Origin of the sequence: Pseudomonas sp. St386, from assembly GCF_018325865.1 — a bacterium.
Classification (GTDB): Bacteria; Pseudomonadota; Gammaproteobacteria; order Pseudomonadales; family Pseudomonadaceae; genus Aquipseudomonas; species Aquipseudomonas brassicacearum.
In genome coordinates this window covers 276,300-297,688 of record NZ_AP021900.1, presented here as the reverse complement: position 1 = coordinate 297,688, position 21,389 = coordinate 276,300, and the positions used below count along the sequence as shown (strand labels likewise).

The window sequence follows — 21,389 nt, the reverse complement described above, 5'->3', positions numbered from 1 at the left end:
AGCCGTCGGGGCTAAATAAAATCGGCGGGCACATGCACAAATCAGAGTTCAGCAAACCACTCTTTCAACTGCTCCAGTTGCTGATGATTGCCGGACCTGACTAACGTTAGAGCCATCTGCTTTACCACCGCCAAAGGTTCCGTCAGGGCTGGCAAGTTAAGATGTTCTGGCAAGATGTAATCCCCAGTGCTCACCAACAACGCAAAATGAATGACATTCTCCAGTTCGCGGGTATTGCCCGGCCAACTGTGCTGTTCAAGTGCGAGTTGCGCCGCTTCGCTGATCAGCGGCACTGTCAGGCCCAGGCGTTGGCTGTAGATGCCCAGGAAATACTCGGCCAATGACAGGATATCGCCCACTCTCTCACGCAGGGCGGGCAATTCGAGCCGGCCTTCACTCAGGTAGTGATAGAGCCGCTCATGGAATTTCCCGGCGGCCACTGCTTGCGCCAGGTCGATGCTGGTGGCCGCAACCAGGCGGACATCCACCGGACTGGGCTGATGCGCGCCGACACGGGTGACTTCGTGGTTCTCCAGGGCCGCCAGCAACTTGATCTGGATCGGCAGTGGCAAATCGCCGATTTCGTCCAGGTAAAGGGTGCCGCCGTTGGCCGAGCCGAACCAACCGGCCCGGCTGCTGGCCGAGCCACTGTAGCTGCCGGCGGCATAACCGAACAGTTCGGCGTCGGCGTAGGTCGGGCTGATAGCGCCGCAGTTGACCGACACAAACAATCCGCCGCGATCGCTTTCGCGATGGATATGCCGGGCCAGCAGTTCCTTGCCGCTACCGGTTTCGCCGCGTATCAGCACCGAAATCGCACGGGGTGCCAGTTGCTCCAATTCCTGGCGCAACTGCCGTGAACGGGGGTCGACGAACACCAGCGCCTTGGCGCGAATGCTCAGGGGGCTTTTTTCCGCATCGGGAAAGGTCAGCAAGGGCTGACCGAAGGTTTCATGCAAACTCATGGCTGGCTCCCGCCCCAGACCGCCGGGAGACGGGGGGCGCTAAAAATTCAGGCGCGACGCAGGGCGTGATGCTCCATGCGGTTTTGCAGACGATAGAGATAAGCGAAACCCTGCTCCCAGCGCTGGTGGCCGGACTTCACGTTGATATGCCCCGCCCCCGCCAGGATCCCGGCCTCGGCTCCCCAATTGCGCGCCAGTTCCAGGGCACGCGGGGCGCTCACGGCGGCGTCGTTGTCGGAGCTGACCACTTGACTTGGGAACGGCAACAGATCAGTGGGAATCGGCGCGAAGTTGCGCAGCGCCGGAGCGCAGGCTGGCCGCTCGACATCCGCCGGCGCCACCAGCAACGCCCCACGGACTTGTCGCAGGAATTGCACCGGCGCGGTGGCGGCCCAATGAGCCACCGTGATGCAACCCAGGCTATGGGCGATCAGGATCACTGGCGTGCTGTCGGCGGCCACGGCCTCGGCCAGCGCCGCGACCCAGTCTTCACGCCGGGGCGTGACCCAGTCGGCCTGCTCGACCCGGGCGCTGTTGGGCAAGCTGTTCTGCCAGTGGGTTTGCCAATGATTTTCCGGCGATCCTTGCCAGCCCGGCACAATCAGGTAGCGAATCGATTCGTTGCGCATGGGTGCTCTCCTGCGTGTCTGTTCCCGGACGAGTATAGGGAGGAGAGCTATATTACTTAAGGAATAAGAAGCTATTTGTTAAGACCTGAAAAGAATATTAACTCGAACCTGTGGGAGCGAGCTTGCTCACGATAGCGGTATGTCTGGTACATCCATGCTGACCGACCGTTCGCTATCGCGAGCAAGCTCGCTCCCACAGGTAATGCGTCGATCTCACTCGCTACGCCCCTTGCGCAACAACACATCCAACTGGTCGATCACTTCCGCCCAGTCCGCATCCTCGAGGATCTCGTCGCGCAACATTTGCCGCTGGCCCTCGCTCCAGAAAAACGCATCGGCCAGGTGCAGCCCAGGCTTGAGGGGTGAATGGCTGGTGATAAATTGATCAATGCCCTGAGCGTCATCGGGCAAGCCAAGTTGCTTGAATAATGAGGAAAGAGGGTGAATTGGGGTTTCCATACGGGCCTCCTGAACATAATGGAGATGGCGGGGTGTTTCTCCGCAGTCTAGCCCCTCGCCGACCGCCAGACTGATCAAAATTCAATCAACCCTCGACTCGACTAGACTTTGGATAACGTCCCGACGAATACACGTTGCGGAGGATCCCGTGAACATTCACTGGTTGACGGTTGCGCTGCTGGCGATCAGCGGGCCTGCATTCGGCGCCGATGGCCTCGCGCTGCCATATACCGACCCGATGGCTTTCTGGCTGATCGCCTTTGGCGTGGGCTTGCTGGTCTTCGAGGCGGCCCTGCCCAATTACGGCGTCGCGGGGCTGGGCGGGATTGTCCTGTGTGTGATTGGCGCGGTCATCCTGACCAACGCCGAAGTCCCGGTTCCGCTGATGCTCGGCCTGGGCCTGGTCAGTGCTTTGCTGCTGATCGTCCTGTTGGTCCGTGCGTTGAAAACACGACCGCGCCGACCTTTCAGCGGCGATGCCGCGCTGTTGGGCAGTGTCACGACGGTGACCGCGTTGCAGGCCGGCAATCATCATCATGGCTGGGTCCGGTTGGAAGGCGAACGCTGGCAGGTGGTAAGCGCGACGCCGCTGCGGCCTGGGCAAGCGGTGCGTGTCATCACTCGCAAGGGTTTGCTGCTGGAAGTGGCCCCCGCTGATTCGCAAGGAGTCTGAGATGGGTATGCAAATCGGTTTTACGATGCTGTTGTTGCTGTTGATCGCGTTGGCGGCTTCGACATTCCGGATCCTGCGTGAATATGAACGGGCAGTGGTGTTCCAGCTCGGACGGTTCTGGCAGGTCAAGGGGCCGGGGTTGATCCTGCTGATTCCAGTGGTGCAGCAGATGATCCGCGTCGACCTGCGCACCATTGTCCTCGACGTGCCGCCCCAGGACGTGATCACCCGCGACAACGTCTCGGTGAAGGTCAACGCGGTGCTGTATTTCCGCGTGCTCGATCCGCAGAAAGCCATCATTCAGGTCGAAAACTTCCTCATGGCCACCAGCCAACTGGCCCAGACCACCTTGCGCGCGGTCCTCGGCAAGCATGACCTGGACCAATTGCTGGCCGAGCGCGAGCAATTGAACGGCGACATCCAGCAAGTGCTCGACGCCCAGACCGACGCCTGGGGCATCAAGGTGGCGAACGTCGAGATCAAGCACGTGGACCTCAACGAATCGATGATCCGCGCCATCGCCCGCCAAGCCGAGGCCGAGCGGGAACGCCGGGCCAAGGTGATCCACGCCGAAGGCGAGCTTCAAGCCTCGGAAAAACTCATGCAGGCCGCCGAAATGCTCGGCCGCCAGCCGGGCGCCATGCAGTTGCGCTACATGCAGACGCTGGGCTCGATTGCCGGGGATAAAAGCTCCACCATCGTCTTCCCCTTGCCGATTGAATTGCTCAAGGGGATGGCGGAGTTGTCGCCCAACAAGGCTTGATGCATTGCCCACTGTGGGAGCAAGGCTGGCCCGCGATGGCGGCGATGCGGTCTTTCAGAAATCGAGGCGCCTGTTTCGCGAGCAAGCTTTGCTCCCACAATGGGGAAGTGCGGCGTTTCGCTAGAACCCCTCGCCATAGCGCAATGTTTCGAGAGCTTCATAGGGCCCCTGCGCCCAGCGCATGACCCGCTCACGCAACAACGCCGAAGCCTCCCGGCGCTTGTCCTCGCTATCGCCTACAAACGCTTGCGCCGGCTGCTTGGCGTGCTGCCCGACCGCTGCGAACACTTGCCCGCATTGCTCATCATCGAGCCGGAAAAACGCCGCTAGCCTGCCCGTCATCGCCTCGGGCAGTTCGGTGTAGTTGACCGCCATTGCGCCAAATACCTGACAGTGTTCCAAACCCGTCGCCAACAACCGTCCCACCCGACGCGAGATGAAATCTTCCGGGCTGCCGAACGGCAATCCATCGTCCAGGACCGTCGCCCCGATCATCCCCGGCACCATGTGCATGCCGGGACGCCGCAGGTGGGAGACGGCGATTTCCAAGGGGTCGCGGTACAGGAACAGCCAGGGCGTGTCGGGGAAACACTCACGCAACAGCGCCAGCTCACCGATGTTCCAGGCGTCGAGTTTGACCACCAGGCGTTGCTCCACGCCTCGGCGGCGCTGCCCATAGGCGGACATCAAGCCCTTGAGCGCCACGCACTGCTCGGCAGGCGACAGATCACTGCGCAGCAACGTATCCAGGGGCGGTGGTTCCGAGATAACGATGTGATCGTCCAATTGGGCAAGCATCTGGCTGATCAAGGTCGAGCCGCAGCGGGAGGCATGGAAAATGAACGCACTGGGCGCCAGGCCCGGGCTTTGTCGTTGCCACTGACCGAACACGTCCAAGGGTGTCTGGCGGCGGAACGCCTGGTTGAAGGGCAAGCGCAGGGCGTCTTCCACGGCGTCGCCGAAGAATGGCTGCGACAGTCGCGCGTCGCCGAACCAGCACCAATCGACCCGCCACTGCCCGGCCTCTTGCCATACGCGGATCGGCAACCAGCCATGCAGATTCAGGTCTTCCATTGGTCTCTCCACTGCTGGCGACCGGTGCGCATCGCAGCCCGCAACTCCTCCCGGGTGAAATGAAGCCCTCGTTCGGCCCCCAGCGCCAGCGCGGAGTCAATGAAAGCTTCCGGCTCATGCAGGTTCTGCAAGGTTCGGGCGAGATGGGGATCCGTTTCTACACGCTGCCGAAAAAGGACAAAGTCGCTTGGCCCGACGCCCACAGCGGGTGTGGTGGGCAGCCCATCGGCAATCTGCTGTGCCAGCCAAGGCCCAGGACGACAATCGAGCACCAGGTGAACCCGCGAATGAGCGCTTCGATTCACAACTCGATGAGGTCGCGCCAGGTCGAGGAACCAGCACTCGCCCGCCGTCATCGGAATGATTTGCCCATCCAGGAAGAAGTCCACGCCAGGCGAGCTGAGCAGCGGCACGTGCAGGCGCAGGTCGGCGTCCGGCCCGTCCAGGTCATAGTCGCGATGTTCGTGGATGCACCCGCCGGGCCCGAGCCGCAGCAGCCGGGCCGAGACGATCTCCAGGGGCCAGTCGCGCAACGCCTCATGCCAACGGCCATCCGTTGACCAAGGCGCGCGGTGCAGGGGCTGACCGCGCCCGGGCGACAGCTCGGTGACGGCATCCGCCGCCGAGATCAGCGCCACCCCGCTCCAGTCGCCGCTGTAATAGGCACTGTTGAAATGCCCCTGCCAGCGCTCGTCTTCAACGGCGGCCAGTGCCTGCAACAGCAACGGCAGGTTCACCGCCACCGGCAGCCGGGAAAACGCCGGGCGCGTCATGCCAGCGCCCGGTTATTGAGTCACCGCGGCCGTCGTCGGCACCGTGATGTCGCCTTGGGCCCAGGCTGCTTCACGATTAGCCAGCGCCGAGGCAATCGACTGGACTGCGGTCGATTGCACTTCGTTTGGCAGCGGGTCCAGACCGGCGCTGGCGAAGATCTGCCCATAAGCGTTGCGCAGGTCGGCGTAGGCCAGGTCCCGGCGCAGATCGGCCTGCAGGGTGTTCAGTTCACCCTGGATCAGATCCAGCTCGCCAATGCCGGCAGCCTCGTGACGGTTGCGCAGTTGACCGACAATCTGCCCGTCGATGTCCGCCAGTTGCTGGCTGGTCTTGAACTGGCGCAGCGCTTCGCGATAGTTGGCATTGGCCACGTACAACTGCGCCAACACGGCAATCGACATCGCCTGGCGCCGCGCCGACGCCACTTCTTCACCGGCCTTGGCCACGTCGATGGCCGCCGGGGCGGAAATCACGTTGAACAGGTTCCAGGTGACTTTCACGCCATAGTCGGCCCAGCCCTGTTCCACCAGGAACGAGTTGCTGTCGTAATGCCCGCCGGCGGAAAACTCCAGCCCCGGCAGCAGGCGCAGCATGGCCTTGCGGGTTTCGGCGGCGGTGATGCGGGTCTGGTAATCCTGCTCGCGCAGTTCCGGACGGCTGGCCAGGGCTTCCTGTTCGAGACGGGCCAGGTCGACCTTGAGTTCCGGGATGGCGTATTCATCCTGGGTCGCCAGGGTCAGCTCGGTGCCCAAGGGCAAGTTGATCAGGGTCGCCAGTTCGGTCTTGGCCAGGGACAGCGCCCGACGCTGCTCTTCGAGCTGGCGAGTAGCCTGGATCAGCGAGCGCTGGTAGCCCAGGGCCTGCACCGGGTCGCCAATGCGCTGTTCGCTCATGCTCTGGCTATTGTCCCGCGCCGTCTCGACCCGGGCCATCAGGCTGTCGATCTGCTTGAGCAGGCGCTCGGCGGCCATGGCGCGCCAGTAGGCTGAACGCACGTCCTGGACGATGGTGTTGATCACCTTGCGCCGGCGCTCCTGCACGATCAGGCGCTGGTCCCCGGCCTGCTTGGCGCTGATGTAGCTGACGCCGAAATCGAGCACGTTCCAGACCATGGTCAGGTCCGCCACCTCGCGGTCGCGGTCCTGGGAGGTCGACGGCTCCAGGGACTGGGTGCCGGTTTCCACGCTCTGGCTGCTGGAGGCGTTGACGTTGTTGCGGCCCACATAACCGGCGTCCAGGGCCATGCGCGGCAGCATGTCGAAACTGGCCAGGTCCAACTGACGCTTGGCCAGGGCTTCCTCCATGATCTTCAAGCGGCCTTCGAGGTTGTACTTCACTGCCCGGGCCATGGCCTGGTGCAGGGTCAGCGGGCCGCTGAGCGGCTCCTGATCCTTGTACATATTCTGCAGGTCGGTTCGAGCGCGCTGTTCGCTGACGCTACGCTCGATCGGATCGCTGGTGACCGCACAACCACTCACCACCAACGCCAGCAAACTCATACCGAATAACTTCTGACTTCTATTCATTCCCTGGATTGCCCCTGGCTGCCCCAATATTTTTTTAGAATTCAGGCCTGCACTTGGCTGATGCCGACCTGTTGTAACGCGCTCGCCAGGCTGTCGACCTGACGCTGTTCAGTGTCCTTGAGGTGTTGCAGTTGCTGACCCAGGGTCGGCGCCCCGAACGTCCCGCGCAGCCCTTGGGAAACATCGCCGCCCTGCATCGACTGGCTGTCGAAGGCGTCCATTGATTCGCCCTCGGAGCCGGAGTCCTGGTTGAACAGGGTCGACAGCGTGCTGGTGCCGAACACCCCGCCATCACCACCACCAAAGCCCAGGAACCCCTGGCCGCTACCGTCGCCGGCGGCGTCAGTGCTGAAGACCTGGGCGATATAGCTCGGCGCAAGCGCACCATGGTTGATGAAAATATCCCCGATCGGCCGCAGGCCACCGCCCACGTCCCGTTGCTCGAACAGCGGCGGGAAGCCCAGCGGCGAACCGAGGTTGCCGGTCGGCGGGGTAAAGACGATCGGTTGCAACGGCACCTCGGACGGCGGGATAACCGTGACCGGATCGGTGGTCAGGAACTCCGGCGGCGGCTTCACATCGTTGGGCACCACAGTGTCGATCGCATAGTTGTTGGACACCGCCACGCTGGCCCCGGCGTTGCCCGTCTGGTCGCTGACGTTGCTGGTGTCCAGGGCAATGAAATTGCTCGGGTCGGTGAGGTTCACCGTCGGTGTGAACGTCGCGGTCCAGGTCTTGCCACCATCGCTGGTGGTCAGGTTGGTCAGTTCACCGTTGGTGACGCTGAGGTCCGACAGGTCAAAATCCGTCACCGCTTCGCTGAAGGTGAAGGTCACCTGGGTCGTCTCGCCCACTGTCAGATTCGGGTCGGCGACCACGATGGTTGCCGTCGGCCGGGTGGCGTCGAGTGCGTAGTTGGCGGAAATCGCGATGCCCACGCCGGCGTTACCGGCCAGGTCCTGCACATTGCCGGCATCGAGCAGGATCAGGTTGGTGGCATCGTTGACGCCCACAGTCGGCGTCAGGGTCGCGGTCCAGGTCAGGCCACCGTCACTGCTGGCAAGGTTGGACAACACGCCATTGGCGACACTGAGATCCGACAAGTCGAAACCGGACACCGCCTCGGTGAAGCTGATGGTCACGGTGGTGCTCTGGCCAATGCCCAGGGTGGTATCGCCCACGGTGATGGTGGCGCCAGGGCGAACCGTGTCGATTGCGTAGTTGTTGGAGTCCACCACACCGACACCGCTGTTGCCCGAGGCGTTGACCACGCCGCTGGTGTCCAGGCTGATCAGGTTGCTGGTGTCGGTGATGCTGGCGCTCGGCGTGAACGTGGCCGTCCAGGTGACGCCGCCGTCGGTGGACGACACATTGCTGAGCGTACCGTTGCTGATGGTCAGGTCGCTGTTGTCGAAACCGCTCACCGCTTCCGAGAACGTAATGGTGACCTGCGAGGTTTCTCCTATGCGCAGCGCACTGTCGGCCACCACGATCGTGGCCGTCGGCACCTGCGTCTCGACTGCATAGTTGGCCGAATCGGTAGTGCCGGTCCCGGTATTGCCGGCCGCGTCGCTCACGCCGGTATTGTCCAGGGTGATCAGGTTGCTGGTGTCGGTCACGCCCAGGGTCGGCGTGAAGGTTGCGGTCCAGGTCAGGCCGCCATCGCTGCTGCTGACGGCGCTCAGAGTACCGTTGGCGACGCTCAGGTCAGCGTTGCTGAAGCCGGTCACCGCCTCGCTGAAGGTGATGGTCACCTGCGCGGTTTCACCCGGTTTCAACACCGAATCGCTCAGCACGATAGTGGCGGACGGGCGCTGGCTGTCGACGCTGTAGTTGTTCGAATCAGTGGTGCCGCTGCCCGCGTTGCCCGCCAGGTCGGCGACGCCGCTGTTGGCAAGGGTGATGACGTTGCTGGTGTCCGTGACGCCACTGGTCGGAGTGAAAGTCGCGGTCCAGGTGATGCCGCCGTCACTGCTGCTCAACCCGCTGAGCGTACCGTTGGCGACGCTCAGGTCGGCGTCGGTGAAACCGGTCACGGCCTCGTTGAAGGTGATGGTCACCAGCGAGGTCTCACCGGCGGCAATGGCGGTGTCGGCGACGACGATGGTCGCCGTTGGGCGCACGGTGTCGACGGCGTAGTTGTTCGAATCGGTGGTGCCGACGCCAGCGTTGCCTGAGACGTTGACGACACCGGTATTGTCCAGGGTGATCAGGTTGCTGGTATCGGAAATGCTCGCGCTCGGTGTGAACGTGGCCGTCCAGGTAACGCCACCGTCGGAGGACGACACGTTGCTCAGCGTGCCGTTGCTGATGGTCAGGTCGCTGTTGTCGAAACCGCTCACCGCTTCGTTGAAGGTGATGGTCACCTGGCTGGTTTCACCGATGCTCAGGGACGTATCGGCCACCACGATGGTCGCCGTCGGCACCTGCGTGTCGATCGCGTAGTTGGTCGAGTTGGTCGTGCCGGCTCCGGTGTTGCCCGCCGCGTCACTCACGCCGGTATTGTCCAGGATGATCAGGTTGGATGTATCCCGCACACCGAGGGTCGGCGTGAAGGTCGCAGTCCAGGTCAGGCCGCCATCGCTGCTGCTGACGGCACTCAGCGTGCCGTTGGCAACGCTCAGGTCAGCGTTGGTGAAACCGGTCACCGCCTCGCTGAAGGTGATGGTCACCAGCGAGGTTTCGCCGACACTGAGGTTGGCATCGGCCAGCACGATCGTTGCGGTCGGACGTTCGGTGTCCAGCGCGTAGTTGTTGGAGTCGGTGCCGCCGACATTGAGGTTGCCCGCCAGGTCAACGATGCTGCCGCTGTTGAGCGAGATGACGTTGCTGGTGTCCGTGACGCCACTGGTCGGCGTGAAGGTCGCAGTCCAGGTGATGCCACCATCGCTGCTGCTCAGCCCGGAGATCACGCCGTTGGCGACCGTCAGGTCAGCACTGGTGAATGCCGTCACGGCCTCGTTGAAGGTGATGGTCACCAGCGAGGTCTCGCCAGCGGCAATGGCGGTGTCGGCCACGACGATGGTCGCGGTTGGGCGCACTGTATCGACAGCATAGTTGTTGGAGTCGGTGGTGCCCACGCCGGCGTTGCCCGCAGCGTTGATCAAGCCGGTATTGTCCAGGGTGATCACGTTGCTGGTGTCGGAAATGCTCGCGCTCGGCGTGAACGTGGCCGTCCAGGTGACGCCGCCGTCGGTGCTGCTCATGGTGCTGAGCGTACCGTTGCTGACGGTCAAGTCCGCGTTGTCGAACCCGCTGACCGCCGAGTTGAACGTCACGGTGACCAACGTCGTCTCGCCGATGCTCAATGTGGTATCGGCAATCACGATGGTCGCCGTCGGCACGTTGGTGTCGACCTGGTAGTTGTTGGAGTTGGTGGTGCCGGTACCGGTGTTGCCCGCCGCATCGCTGACGCCGGTGTTGTTCAGGACAATGAGGTTGGACGTGTCGCTGACCCCGAGGGCTGGCGTGAAGGTGGCGGTCCAGGTGATGCCGCCATCACTGCTGCTGACGGCACTCAACGTGCCGTTGGCCACGCTCAGGTCCGAATTGTCGAAACCGGTCACCGCTTCGGAGAAGGTGATGGTGACCAGCGACGTTTCGCCAACGCTCAGCGCCGTATCGGCAACCACGATGGTGGCGGTCGGGCGCAGCGTGTCGACGACGTAGTTGTTGGAGTCGGTGGTACCGCTGCCGACGTTGCCTGCACCGTCCACCACGCCCGTGTTATTGAGCGTGATCAGGTTGGTGGTATCGCTGATGCCAGCGCTCGGCGTGAAGGTCGCGGTGTAAGTGATGTTGTCGCTGGTGCTCAGGCCGCTCAGGCTGCCGTTGGCGACGGTCAGGTCCGCCAGGGTGAAACCCGTCACGGGCTCGCTGAAGGTGATCGTCACCAGCGATGTTTCGCCAACGGCGATGGCCGTGTCGGCGACCACGATGGTGGCGGTCGGACGCACGGTGTCGATGGCGTAGTTATTGGAATCGGTGGTCCCGCTGCCAGCGTTGCCGGCTGAGTCCGTAATGCCGGTGTTATCCAGGGTGACCAGGTTGGTGGTGTCGCTGACGCTGGCACTTGGCGTGAGCGTGCCGGTCCAGGTGATGCCGCCGTCGCCGCTGCTCAGGCCGGTGATCGTACCGTTGGCGACCGTCAGGTCGGCGGTGGTAAAGCCTGTCACCGCTTCGTTGAAGGTGATGGTCACCAGCGAGGTTTCGCCGACGCTCAAGGCGTTGTCGGCCACGACGATAGTCGCGGTCGGACGCTGGGTGTCGACGGCATAGTTGTTGGAACTGGTGGTGCCGCTGCCGGTGTTGCCCGCCGCGTCCGCCACACCGGTATTGGCCAGGATGATCAGGTTGGTGGCATCGGTGGTGCTGGCGCTCGGGGTGAGCGTCGCGGTCCAGGTGATGCCGCCGTCGCTGCTGCTCAGGCCGCTCAAGGAGCCATTGGCAACGGTGAGGTCAGCCAGGGCGAAACCGGTCACCGCCTCGCTGAAGGTGATCGTCACCAGCGAGGTTTCGCCGATGTTCAGCGCGGTATCGGCCACCACGATGGTGGCGGTCGGGCGCGCGGTGTCGATGGCGTAGTTGTTGGAGTCGGTGGTCCCGCTGCCGGCGTTCCCGGACAGGTCGGCAATGCCGGTGTTATCCAGGGTGATCAGGTTGGTGGTGTCGCTGACGCTGGCACTTGGTGTGAGCGTCCCGGTCCAGGTGATACCACCGTCGCTGCTGCTCAGGCCGGTGACCGTGCCATTGGCGACCGTCAGGTCGGCGGTAGTAAAACCACTCACCGCCTCGCTGAACGTGATGGTCACCACGGAGGTTTCACCGACGCGCAGCGCGGTGTCAGACACCACGATGGTGGCGGTCGGGCGTTGCGTGTCGATGGCGTAGTTGTTGGAGTTGGTCGTCCCCACGCCGGCGTTGCCATTGAGGTCCGCCACGCCCGTATTGTTCAGGACAATGAGATTGGATGTATCGGTGATCGCCGCATCCGGCGTCAGCGTGGCCGTCCAAGTGATGCCACCGTCGCTGCTGCTCAGGCCGCTAAGCGTACCGTTGGCCACCGTCATGTCGGCCGTGGTAAAGCCGGAAACGGCTTCGGAGAAGGTGATGGTGACCGTGGAGGTCTCGCCAATCCTCAGGGCCGTGTCGCTCACCACGATGGACGCCGTGGGTGCCACGGTGTCATTGACGATGTAATTGTTCGAGTCGGTGGTGCCCACCCCGGCATTGCCGGCCAGGTCGGCGACGCCGGTATTGTTCAGGGTGATGATGTTGGTGGTGTCGGCGATGTTGCTGGCCGCGGTCAACGTACCAGTCCAGGTGATGCCACCGTCGCCACTGGTCAAGGTGCCGACGCTGCCGTTCTGCACCGTCAGGTCCGCTGCGGTAAGGCCGGTAACGGCTTCGGAAAAGGTGATGGTCACCGTCGACGTACCACCGGAGTTCAGGTTGGTATTGGCCACCACGACGGTCGCGGTGGGCGGCGTCTCGTCCGGCACATAGTTGGTGTTGATGGTGCCGCCATCCCCGTAGACGTTGGCCACCGACGCCGGCGAAACGCCAGCGCTGCCAGCGCTTGTCCCTCCCACGCCGCTGCCACCGACGTTACCGGCCAGGGCCGCGAAGTTGGCAGCCGTGATCAGGATCGAGCCTTTGTTCCAGATGGCGCCGACACCGACACCACCCGCACCACCCGCCTGGAGATAGCTACCGCCAGCCCCGCCGCCACCACCACCACCGCCGGCACCGACGTTGTTGGAGATGACCGAGTTGCCGATGATCCGCAGGGTTGCGCCGGTATCGTTGTAGATACCCCCCACCGCGCCGCCGCCAGCGCCGCCGATGTCGTCATAACCATCGCCACCGCCGCCACCGCCGATGGACAAGCCTCCGCTGGTGGCCGTGCCGCCGGCCGAACCGGTGCTGTAGCCTGGATAAGCCGCACCGCCCGCGCCACCCGTGGTGGAACCGCCACGCCCGCCAATGTTGAAGAAGCCGCCGCCCGCGCCCCCTTGTCCGGCCGTGCCGTTGGAGCCCGTGGAGTTGAGCGTGTCGCCGCCCTTGCCACCGGTACCGCCAGTGATCGCGCCACCGCCACCACCGCCGCCACCGGCGTACTGCGGCGTTACACCACCGCCACCGCCGCCGCCCGAAGCGGCGTTCGCGGTCACCGTGACGTTTCTCAGGGTCAAGGTGCCGGCGTTGTAGATGCCGCCGCCCTGGGACACCAGCGCATCGTCGCCGCCGTTACCACCGTTGCCTGCCACCATGCCCCGGGTAATGACCAGGCCATCGAGGGTGGCGGTGGTACCCGACGTCACGTTGATGATCTGGGTGCGATATTGCCCATCCAGGGTCACATCGGCGACGTTGTCGTTGTTGAGGTCGCCATCGATGGTGACGTTTCTATCGACCACCAGCACTTGGGTCAGCGCGACGGTCATGCTGGTATTGAACGTGACAATGTCACCGTTCTGCGCCGAACCCAGGGCTGCGCGCAAAGAACCGATACCCGAATTGAGGTTATTGGTGGCGGTCCAGGTGGCCAGGCCCCATTGGTACTCGCTCATGGCGGAGTTCGAGAGCACGTTGGCGCTTTCGATGTTGCCGGTGGCGATTTCCAGGTCCCAGTCGCCGCCCAGGCCGGTACGGTCGTCGGACGCCGCTACATCGCGGCCGGTCAACTGCGCCAATGAATCGACCAGGCTCAAGCCACGTTCGCCTTCGGCGGTATAGCAGCCATAGATCAGGATATCGCCACCGGCATTCATGTCCTGGCCGATCTGCGCGAGCACTTCGCTGCGGGCCTGGACGTTATCCGCCGACAGGTAGCTGTTGCCCAGCCACAAATCACCAGCGTTACCGTGGGCGATGATCTGCACCGAGCTGATGCCCTGGTGGGTGTCCAGGTAATCGGCGATCTGTTGCAAGCCGTCCTTGCTGGCATCCAGTTGCACGACCTGGGTACCAGGCGCCACGCCTTCGAGCAGGCTGGCGGAATCCTTGACCCGGGAATCGACGAACACCACAGACTTGCCCGGCACGGCAGCCTCGGTGGCATCGACCTGGCCCTGGGGTGCATGGGTGTCGGCCGGCTGGTCCGCCGTGGGCGTCTTGGCCGCATCGGCCGTCGGATGTGCATCCGGTTGAGCAGCGTCGGCCACGGTTGCCGCCACCGCGCCGTCGAATAGCATTCGCGGCTCCAGGGACATGATCATTGGCGATGCCAGGGCCTGTGCGCCCTCGGTTACCCGCGATTTGCCTTTACTCCACCACATGACGATCACCTGGACTCGAACTTCTTGAACACGCAAATGAAAAAAACCGCAATCAGCTGATCGCGGCGTCGGTTTTCATACGAATGACATTGGCGGCGCTTGCGGACCCATCGCGCCAGAACGACAACTCGGCATACTTTTCAAACAGATCCGGCGGCAGCAAGGTCCGCCGGGCTTGCGACGCGACCTTGGGCTTGACCTTGTGCAGGCCGGCAACGCCCAGGGCCTGGTCGAAGGCCGGCGCGTCGTAGGTCAAGTGATTGAAATCGTGCTCGAACCAGGGTTCGCCGATGAAGTCGTACACCAGGCGCATCACCCGCTCCGGGGCCTGGCTCAACAAATCGTAATCAACGATCAGCAGCGACTCGGCGTTCTCACCGTAATAGGCCTCTTTGAGCGCCGTCCAGGCGAACCCCACCAGGCGGTTGCGCTGGGCCAGGGTTTCGCAGCGGCTGTAGACGGTGTTGCGCTCGTCATCGTCGTTGAACAGCTTGGTGTTTTCGAACGGATTGGCGCGGTAGAGCCGCTCCAGGCTGTCGAGCACCCAGGCGACGTTGCGCACACAGGCGATGGTCTTGGCTTGGGGAAACAGATCCTGCAAGGCAGGCAAGCGGGCGCACCACTGGCGGTTCGTATCGAAGATGACAGGCTTGTCGGATTTGTCGGCGTAGTAGGAGTCGAAGAGACCGCGCAGCAGGCGGCGGCGCAGGTCGGTGTCGATGACCGAGCCGAACTCGCTGCCGGCGCTGCATTGCTGCAGGACGCTGCTGAACAGCGAACCGACGGGACTGGTCATGCCGGCATGAAAGCGCGGGTTCTGCAACAAAATGGCAGAAAGCAGGGTCGAGCCCGAGCGCGGTAAACCGGAGATAAAGTGAAACTGCGGCAATCCCTTCACCTGTTTGTAGTCCCTTTGTATCGCCAAGCGTAGCCGAGGAAATAATCGCCGACTAGTAGTACTTTGACATCAAATACACCTTGAACCGTAAAAAAGATGGACGGTACAGGCCCACGGCATACGTGAATCGATTAAGCGAACTCGAAGTATTTTCATGCCCTTTTCACCCAGCAGAATGAAACAACCGCGTCTACGCTCAGCGTGCGTGACCAGGCCAGGGGTTAAGGAGTAGGACTGATCGCACCTCTCCTCCCCCAGACCCTGCCCGCGTCGCCATACCAACAATCTGAAGGGATGAGGAATCTATGGAAGTATTTATGGGCACTATCCAGTCATTCGCCTTTAACTTCGCGCCCAATGGCTGGGCGCTGTGCAACGGGCAGACACTCGGCATCTCCCAATACCAGGCGTTGTTCTCCCTGCTCGGCACCTACTACGGAGGCAACGGCACCACCAACTTCATGCTGCCCAACTTGCAAGGCCGCCTGCCCTTGGGGCAAGGCAACGGCCTGGGCCTGACTCCGCGGGTCATCGGCGAAGTTTCCGGTACCGAAAACGTCACAGCAACGATCAACAACCTGCCCAACCACACCCACACGCTCGCAGGCATCAGTGCCTCGACCACCCTGCAACTGGCCAACCCGGCCAGCAACCCGGTGAATACCCCAACGGCCACCAACTCGTTCATCGGCACCTCAGGCACCGGGCCGGGATCGGCGGCGATCTATTCCGACAAGATAGGCGCCTCGCCGGTGCCGTTGCAGGGGGTGACCACCACCGTTAACGGCACGATTTCCGCCACAGGCAACGGTTTGCCAATGGAGATAATGAACCCGTTCCTGGCGATCAACTTCAGCGTCGCGCTGAATGGCCTCTTCCCGTCCCGTAACTGATGAATCGCCGGAGGGCTACGGTCCTCCGGCCTTTTGGAGTCTCGACATGCTGCAACAGGTTCATAGCCGCCATTTCCAACCGCTGCTGGGCCAGACCGGCAGCCTGACCCTGCCCGACGGCAGTCGCCTGCCGGTGCGCTTCGAAACCCTCGAAGAAACACCTCGGGCAAAGCTGCCGAACACCGAGCGCATGCCCTTCAGTGTGGAACTCAACAGCCTGGAAAGTACGGCGTTCGTGGACGGCCTCTGCGAGCTGGAAGTGCCGGAACTGGGCAAGATCGAGGGGGTATTCGTGTCACGGATGCCACCCATGGGACGGGATCCGGCGCTGGGGTATTTCTACATCGCGTTTAACTGATCACACAAAACCCGAGTTCAAAACAGACCTATTGTCGGAGCGGGCTGTGTGGGAGCAAAGCTTGCTCGCGATCCAGGCGCAGCGGTCCTCAAGAGACCGCGGCGTTTTCATCGCGGGCAAGCCTTGCTCCCACACAGCCCGCTCCCACAGGAATTTATAGTGCCTGCAAGACTTGCTCAGTTGCCTTTCGGATACCAGACCAACCGCTCCGCCGCCGGGCTGCGCTCTTGTACTTCGAAACCCAGCGCCAGGTAGTGCCGGCGGGCATGGGGATTGCTGGTCCAGACCACGGTCGCCACCGGGCAACGGATCTGTTGCGCGGCTTTCTGCACCCCTTGCAGCACCGTCCGGCCATAACCTTGCCCACGCGCCTGGGGGATGAAGGCCAGGTACAGCACGCGAATTTCATTGGGGCCGAAATCCGTGCTCAAGGCGCCGATGGCGGTGCCGAGTTTTTCCACGACGTAATGCATGGCATTGGGAAAGTTCTCGCCCAACCCTTGCTCCTGCACCTGGAACTGCTGGGCAAGCACCTGTTGCACTTGCTCGTGCTCACCGTCGATCCACTGCAGGTCCGGTCGCGCCGCCTGGTACAGGCCCTGCAAGAACGGTCCATCGCTGACCCGCGATGGACGCACCACCAATCCCTCTGCTGCCACTGAATCCATGCTCGCCCCTTAGAACCCGCTTTCCCTGACACCCAACGCCGCCAACCGACGCCAGGCCGCTCCCAACACCGACTCGCCCTTGCCCTGCAACACCGCCACCCCACGCAGCGGTTGCACCGGGGCAGAGGTATCGCCCACCGCACTCAGGCGCACGCCGTATTGCGCCTGCACCGGCTCGGCCCGTTGCTGCGAGTCGCGGCGCACCGCAATCGGTCCGTGATGATCAGACGTCAACGCTTGCTGTTCGACCCAGGCCACGCCGTTGGTATCGATTTCATTCAGTTGCACGGCGATGGAGGTGTGCATCGGATCGTCCGCAATGAACCGTCCCGTGGCCCCCGGCTCGACCCGCCAAAGCTCGGCTTCGGTCAAGTACCCGCGCAGCCGCGAATCGGTCTGCACCACCCGCGCCAGCGCCTGCGTGGGCGACAACCAGCGCCCTACCGACAGTTGCGGCAACAAGTCGCGCACTTGGCCGGCATGGGGAGCGCGCAGCAACAGGCGTTCACGCTGGGCGACCAGGCCCCGGTATTCGGCCACCGCTTCGGCCAATCGCTGTTCGATGATGCCGGCATCGGCAGCGGTTTCGCTGCGCCCGGCCTGACGCCGCATCTGCAACTGCTGGATCTCGATTTCCCGGCGCACGATGGTCAGGCGCGACGCCATGTCCGGCGACTCCAGCTCAATCAACACATCGCCCTGTGCCACAGTCTGGCCGTCGCGCACATTCACCTGCTTGACCCGGGCCGCCACCGGCGCGTGCAAGGCACTGGCACGCCCGGCCTCGAGCATGGCCGGCACTTCCACCGCGCTGCGCCAGGGCAGCAACAGCACCAACAGCAAAGCCAGCACCACCAGGCTGCTCAGGAGCACCCTAACGCCGTGGGCCTGCTCACGGCGACTCCACCATTGCCGCCATTCATTCACGATGGGCATAAAAATGAACCACACCAATTCCACCATCATCAGAAAAATGCCCAGCACCTTGAAGAACAGGTGATAGACCGCCAGGGCAATCCCGAAAAACAACAACGCCCGCCACAGCCAGGAGCCATAGCCCCACACCAGCAAACGGCGCCGCATCTTCGGCGACCAGGGTTCCGGCGCCGCCGCGCCATAACCGAACAAGGCTTCACGCAGGCGCCAGCGGCACAGGGCGAACGCACGCCCCTGAAGGTTATCCACCGCCCAGAAATCACTGAGCAGGAAATACCCATCGAAGCGCATGAAGGGGTTCAGGTTGATGACCAGCGTGGTGATCCAGGTGGCGCTGGCCAGCATGAACGCCGCGGTGCGCGCCGGCCCGTCGGGCAGCAGCGACCAGGCCAGCAACGCGATGCACGCCAGCACCAGCTCGGCCAGGACCCCGCCGGCACCGATCAGCAACCGCGCGCGGCGGTCATTGATCCGCCAGGCATCGCTGACGTCGGTGTAGAACATCGGCAACAGCACCATGAATGCCACGCCCATGCTTTGCACACGACAGCCCGCACGCTTGGCCATGAATGCATGGCCGAATTCGTGGCACAGCTTGGCGAAGAGCAACGCCGTCCCGAACGCCAGCGCACCGCCCAGGCTGAACAGGTGCGGAAACGTCGCGATGAATCGCTGCCAGTCCCGCGACACCAGGAAAATGCCGGCACCCAAGGTCAGCGGCAGACCATAGCGCAGGATCCCGGGGCCGAACCGCGCCAACCAGGGCCAGGCACGATTGAGAAAAGCGTCCGGGCGCCACAGCGGAATGCGAAAAAACAGGTATTGATGCAGCAGGATCTGCCACAGGCTCTGGCGCTGCGCGGCGGTCTTGAAGAGATAGCTGTCGCGCTGTTGCGGGTCCATCGCGCTGATCAGATCATGACCGCGCAAGAAACCCAGCAACTGCTCCAGCGATTCACTATTGAGTGGCAGGCCTGGCTCGCGGTTCGCGGCTTGCAGCACCTGCTCCGGATCACCCAGGGACCAGTGTCGCAACATGCGCATCGCCGCCGCGCCAAGCTTGAAATAGCGCCCGCGCACCGGATCGGCCAAGGTCCACTGCGGCGAACCGTCCGGGTCCGGCGCCGCCGGGGACAGTTGCAGGTCCGGCCGCAGGCTCGGCAGCTCCATGCTACAGGCCTACGCTCTGGCGCAGGCCGGCCAGTGGTCTACGCAACAGGTACAACGCCAGCGGAGCACGGTCGCCGAAGACCTTCGCCGTACCTCGCAGGCCGATACGCGGCGCTTGAGCATCGAAACGCGCATCCAACCGATACGCCAGTTGCCCGGCGGCGGTAGGCTGCGCTTCATACGCCGAGCGCTCGAGCCAGGCCAGGTGCCGCTGCAACGGGTCGCTGTCGAGAAACAACGCCACTTGCGCACCGGGTTCCAGGGCAATCGCGTCGCCCACCGCCAATTCAATACGCAACTCGGCCTGGTTCGGATCGGCGATCTCCATCAGCCGCTCGCCAGTCTGCACAGGCTTGCCGAGCCAGCGCTCGGCGTCGGCGAACACCGCGATGCCGTCGCGCTCGGCGCGTACTTCGCTGCGCTTGAGCAGTTCAAGCGCGTAGTTGCGCTCGGCGCGTTTCTGTTCGACTCGGGCGGCCAGCAGGTCGATCTTCGAACTCGATTCCGCGTCGGCAAACGAGCGCTGGGAATTGGCCTTGAGTTCTGCCTCGGCCACGCCCAACGCACGCTCGGCCACATCGGCCTGGGCCTTGAGGCTGGTGCTTTCGAAACGCAGCAGCAGGTCACCGTTCTTGACGGCCTGGTTAGGCTTGACCTGGAACTCGGCGATCACCCCATCCAACGGCGCCGCCACCACCTGCCCGCCCAGCGGCACCACTTCGGCCGGGGCCAACACGGACTGGCGCACAGGGATCAGCAAGCCCAGCAACAACACCGCCACCAGGGCGACCTGGCGCTTGCGAGTCCAGCGCAGGCGCCACGGCTTGCGCGGTTGCAGCGCCAGCCACGCATGGCTGTAGGTGTCGCCCAGTTGCGACAGCAGTACTTGTTCAGGCGGGGTCCAAGGCAGGTCGCGGGCCAGCCACAAACCACCGAACACCTGGGCCTGATGATCGATCAATGGCAGCCAGAACACTTGTCCGGCCGACAAGCTTCGCCAGTCTTCCCGAACGGATTCGCTTACCCCATCGGCGGCAATCACCCGGGCCTGCTTCAGCACCCCCTGCTTGAACAACTGCGCCACGGCCTGCTCGACGAACGCCACGAACGGCGCATTCGGCTCCACGGTGCTGACGCCGGTCACCGCCTGGACCTTGCCGGCGATCAACAACGCGGCGTGGCGAAACCCGAACAGCGCCTGGCCGTCGTTGACCAGGCTGTAGCTCAATTGCGCCGGCGTTCGTGCGGCCCGCGTATGACGCTCCAGGTCGAGGAAGCGGGCAAACACCTGCTCGGCGCTGCCCGATATCGGCGCGTTCACTTGGGCTCCGCGAAACGCGCCGTGCCGCTCATGCCCGACAGCAGGCCGCTGGCATCCGGCACGTTCGCCACCAGCAGCAGGGTCTGGCTGCCCTCATCGATGCGCGCGCCCAGGCGCTTGACCGTCGCTTGCAACGGCTTGCCGGTTTCATCGGGGATAAACGTAAAGGGCTGACCGGGCTTGAGCCTGTCCATCCAGCGTGAAGGCACCAGCAAATGGATCTCCAGGGTGCGGTTGTCGACCACATCCAGCAACGGCGCGCCGGCCGCGACGCTTTCATAACGCTGGACCTTGCGTGCCACCACCTGACCATCGAAGGGTGCGACCACGCTGCAGCGCTTGACCTGGACCTGGTACACCTGGGACTGCGCCTGGGTCTCGTTGAGCCGGGCCTCGGCCCGCGACACTTCAAACCGCCCGACTGACTTCAACGCCGCCAACTGCCGGTTATGCGCCAGTTCCTCACTGGCACCACGGCTGGCCGCCTGGGCCGCATTGAGCTGGGCCTGATAGGCCGAGCAATCGAAACGCGCCAGGGTGTCGCCCTTCTTGAACGACTCACCCTCACTGAACGGCAACTCGACGATACGCCCGGCCAACTCGCTGGCCAGCACCGCCTGATCCCGCGCCCGAAGCACCCCTCGAGCCTCGTTGCCAGACGCACTGGCCGTGGCGTTACTCTCAAGCAATGGATCGTCTGCTACAGGCGTTTGCGCCTGGACACCGCACGCTACAAAGGCCAATCCCACAACCCAACTACTTAAACGTCGCATGACCGTTACTCCCTGACGGATGGGCGGAGTCTACGACAGCGGTGGGGGGCGTCAAGGGAGTAACCGTGAAGCAAGGAGAAATCTCTGTGGCGAGGGGATTTATCCCCGCTGGACTGCGCAGCAGTCCCAAGCATGTATTCAATCTCCCTGAAGTACCGAGGCGTCAGGTTTCGAGGCTGCTACGCAGCCTAACGGGATAAATCCCCTCGCCACAGGTTATGTGGTTGGC

At 63.3% G+C, this 21,389-nt stretch carries 16 protein-coding genes; 4 read left to right on the top strand and 12 right to left on the bottom strand.

The features are described from left to right. Window positions 1-41: 41 nt before the first annotated feature. The 3 genes from KI235_RS01280 to KI235_RS01270 all read right to left on the bottom strand — a co-directional run bounded on the left by KI235_RS01280 (window position 42) and on the right by KI235_RS01270 (window position 2,053). Window positions 42-965 (bottom strand): sigma 54-interacting transcriptional regulator, encoded by a 924-nt coding sequence (locus KI235_RS01280; RefSeq protein ID WP_003196603.1) that lies wholly within the window; start codon window positions 963-965, stop codon window positions 42-44. 47 nt (window positions 966-1,012) lie between these two features. After that, complete coding sequence (locus KI235_RS01275) at window positions 1,013-1,594, bottom strand: alpha/beta hydrolase (protein ID WP_003196600.1); 582 nt, start codon at window positions 1,592-1,594, stop codon at window positions 1,013-1,015. Between the two features lie 213 nt (window positions 1,595-1,807). Beyond that, window positions 1,808-2,053 carry a DUF2789 domain-containing protein gene (locus KI235_RS01270; protein WP_003196599.1) on the bottom strand — a complete coding sequence of 82 codons (246 nt, stop codon included), beginning with the start codon at window positions 2,051-2,053 and terminating at the stop codon, window positions 1,808-1,810. A 148-nt stretch (window positions 2,054-2,201) separates the two neighbouring features. Here KI235_RS01270 and KI235_RS01265 point away from each other — a divergent pair, with 148 nt between their 5' ends. After that, window positions 2,202-2,726, top strand: coding sequence for an NfeD family protein (locus KI235_RS01265; RefSeq protein ID WP_003196597.1), 525 nt, complete (start codon window positions 2,202-2,204; stop codon window positions 2,724-2,726). Between the two features lies 1 nt (window position 2,727). Then, on the top strand, window positions 2,728-3,489 hold the full coding sequence (locus KI235_RS01260) for a slipin family protein (protein ID WP_003196596.1): 762 nt from the start codon (window positions 2,728-2,730) through the stop codon (window positions 3,487-3,489). Between the two features lie 120 nt (window positions 3,490-3,609). Here KI235_RS01260 and KI235_RS01255 read toward each other — a convergent pair whose 3' ends face one another. From KI235_RS01255 to KI235_RS01235, 5 genes are read right to left on the bottom strand one after another with little or no spacing between them, the layout of a single operon-like run. After that, complete coding sequence (locus KI235_RS01255; protein ID WP_003196594.1) at window positions 3,610-4,563, bottom strand: sulfotransferase family protein; 954 nt, start codon at window positions 4,561-4,563, stop codon at window positions 3,610-3,612. Beyond that, complete coding sequence (locus KI235_RS01250; RefSeq protein ID WP_003196591.1) at window positions 4,551-5,336, bottom strand: aspartyl/asparaginyl beta-hydroxylase domain-containing protein; 786 nt, start codon at window positions 5,334-5,336, stop codon at window positions 4,551-4,553. The genes KI235_RS01255 and KI235_RS01250 overlap by 13 nt, the downstream gene beginning before the upstream one ends. Before the next feature lie 12 nt (window positions 5,337-5,348). Further along, window positions 5,349-6,863 (bottom strand): TolC family protein, encoded by a 1,515-nt coding sequence (locus KI235_RS01245; RefSeq protein WP_003196589.1) that lies wholly within the window; start codon window positions 6,861-6,863, stop codon window positions 5,349-5,351. A 41-nt stretch (window positions 6,864-6,904) separates the two neighbouring features. Further along, complete coding sequence (locus KI235_RS01240; protein ID WP_212795447.1) at window positions 6,905-14,143, bottom strand: Ig-like domain-containing protein; 7,239 nt, start codon at window positions 14,141-14,143, stop codon at window positions 6,905-6,907. Between the two features lie 52 nt (window positions 14,144-14,195). Beyond that, a complete protein-coding gene (locus tag KI235_RS01235) occupies window positions 14,196-15,041 on the bottom strand; it encodes a sulfotransferase (RefSeq protein WP_212795446.1) in 846 nt (281 codons plus the stop codon). A 305-nt stretch (window positions 15,042-15,346) separates the two neighbouring features. Here KI235_RS01235 and KI235_RS01230 point away from each other — a divergent pair, with 305 nt between their 5' ends. Together KI235_RS01230 and KI235_RS01225 are read left to right on the top strand one after the other, a co-directional pair. Next, window positions 15,347-15,934: a tail fiber protein gene (locus KI235_RS01230; RefSeq protein ID WP_003196583.1), complete on the top strand. Its 588-nt coding sequence runs from the start codon at window positions 15,347-15,349 to the stop codon at window positions 15,932-15,934. 46 nt (window positions 15,935-15,980) lie between these two features. Next, window positions 15,981-16,292, top strand: coding sequence for a hypothetical protein (locus KI235_RS01225; protein WP_027912157.1), 312 nt, complete (start codon window positions 15,981-15,983; stop codon window positions 16,290-16,292). Window positions 16,293-16,468: 176 nt separating this feature from the next. On the opposite strand, the gene KI235_RS01220 is transcribed toward KI235_RS01225, so the two are convergent. Genes KI235_RS01220 through KI235_RS01205 form a run of 4 tightly spaced genes read right to left on the bottom strand, consistent with a single transcriptional unit; the run spans window position 16,469 to window position 21,160 of the window. Next, complete coding sequence (locus KI235_RS01220; RefSeq protein WP_003196579.1) at window positions 16,469-16,960, bottom strand: GNAT family N-acetyltransferase; 492 nt, start codon at window positions 16,958-16,960, stop codon at window positions 16,469-16,471. A gap of 9 nt (window positions 16,961-16,969) precedes the next feature. Continuing rightward, window positions 16,970-19,066, bottom strand: a complete 2,097-nt coding sequence (locus KI235_RS01215; RefSeq protein ID WP_060613164.1) for a biotin/lipoyl-binding protein — start codon at window positions 19,064-19,066, stop codon at window positions 16,970-16,972. A 1-nt stretch (window position 19,067) separates the two neighbouring features. Continuing rightward, on the bottom strand, window positions 19,068-20,387 hold the full coding sequence (locus tag KI235_RS01210) for an HlyD family efflux transporter periplasmic adaptor subunit (RefSeq protein WP_003196575.1): 1,320 nt from the start codon (window positions 20,385-20,387) through the stop codon (window positions 19,068-19,070). Next, window positions 20,384-21,160 (bottom strand): efflux RND transporter periplasmic adaptor subunit, encoded by a 777-nt coding sequence (locus KI235_RS01205; RefSeq protein ID WP_003196573.1) that lies wholly within the window; start codon window positions 21,158-21,160, stop codon window positions 20,384-20,386. The genes KI235_RS01210 and KI235_RS01205 overlap by 4 nt, the downstream gene beginning before the upstream one ends. Between the last annotated feature and the right edge of the window lie 229 nt (window positions 21,161-21,389).

Bases quoted from the DNA above. Each gene is read 5' to 3' on its own strand.
- KI235_RS01280 (WP_003196603.1), bottom strand. From the start codon at position 965: ATGAGTTTGCATGAAACCTTCGGTCAGCCCTTGCTGACCTTTCCCGAT.
- KI235_RS01275 (WP_003196600.1), bottom strand. From the start codon at position 1,594: ATGCGCAACGAATCGATTCGCTACCTGATTGTGCCGGGCTGGCAAGGA.
- KI235_RS01270 (WP_003196599.1), bottom strand. From the start codon at position 2,053: ATGGAAACCCCAATTCACCCTCTTTCCTCATTATTCAAGCAACTTGGC.
- KI235_RS01260 (WP_003196596.1), top strand. From the start codon at position 2,728: ATGGGTATGCAAATCGGTTTTACGATGCTGTTGTTGCTGTTGATCGCG.
- KI235_RS01255 (WP_003196594.1), bottom strand. From the start codon at position 4,563: ATGGAAGACCTGAATCTGCATGGCTGGTTGCCGATCCGCGTATGGCAA.
- KI235_RS01250 (WP_003196591.1), bottom strand. From the start codon at position 5,336: ATGACGCGCCCGGCGTTTTCCCGGCTGCCGGTGGCGGTGAACCTGCCG.
- KI235_RS01245 (WP_003196589.1), bottom strand. From the start codon at position 6,863: ATGAATAGAAGTCAGAAGTTATTCGGTATGAGTTTGCTGGCGTTGGTG.
- KI235_RS01240 (WP_212795447.1), bottom strand. From the start codon at position 14,143: ATGTGGTGGAGTAAAGGCAAATCGCGGGTAACCGAGGGCGCACAGGCC.
- KI235_RS01230 (WP_003196583.1), top strand. From the start codon at position 15,347: ATGGAAGTATTTATGGGCACTATCCAGTCATTCGCCTTTAACTTCGCG.
- KI235_RS01225 (WP_027912157.1), top strand. From the start codon at position 15,981: ATGCTGCAACAGGTTCATAGCCGCCATTTCCAACCGCTGCTGGGCCAG.
- KI235_RS01220 (WP_003196579.1), bottom strand. From the start codon at position 16,960: ATGGATTCAGTGGCAGCAGAGGGATTGGTGGTGCGTCCATCGCGGGTC.
- KI235_RS01215 (WP_060613164.1), bottom strand. From the start codon at position 19,066: ATGGAGCTGCCGAGCCTGCGGCCGGACCTGCAACTGTCCCCGGCGGCG.
- KI235_RS01205 (WP_003196573.1), bottom strand. From the start codon at position 21,160: ATGCGACGTTTAAGTAGTTGGGTTGTGGGATTGGCCTTTGTAGCGTGC.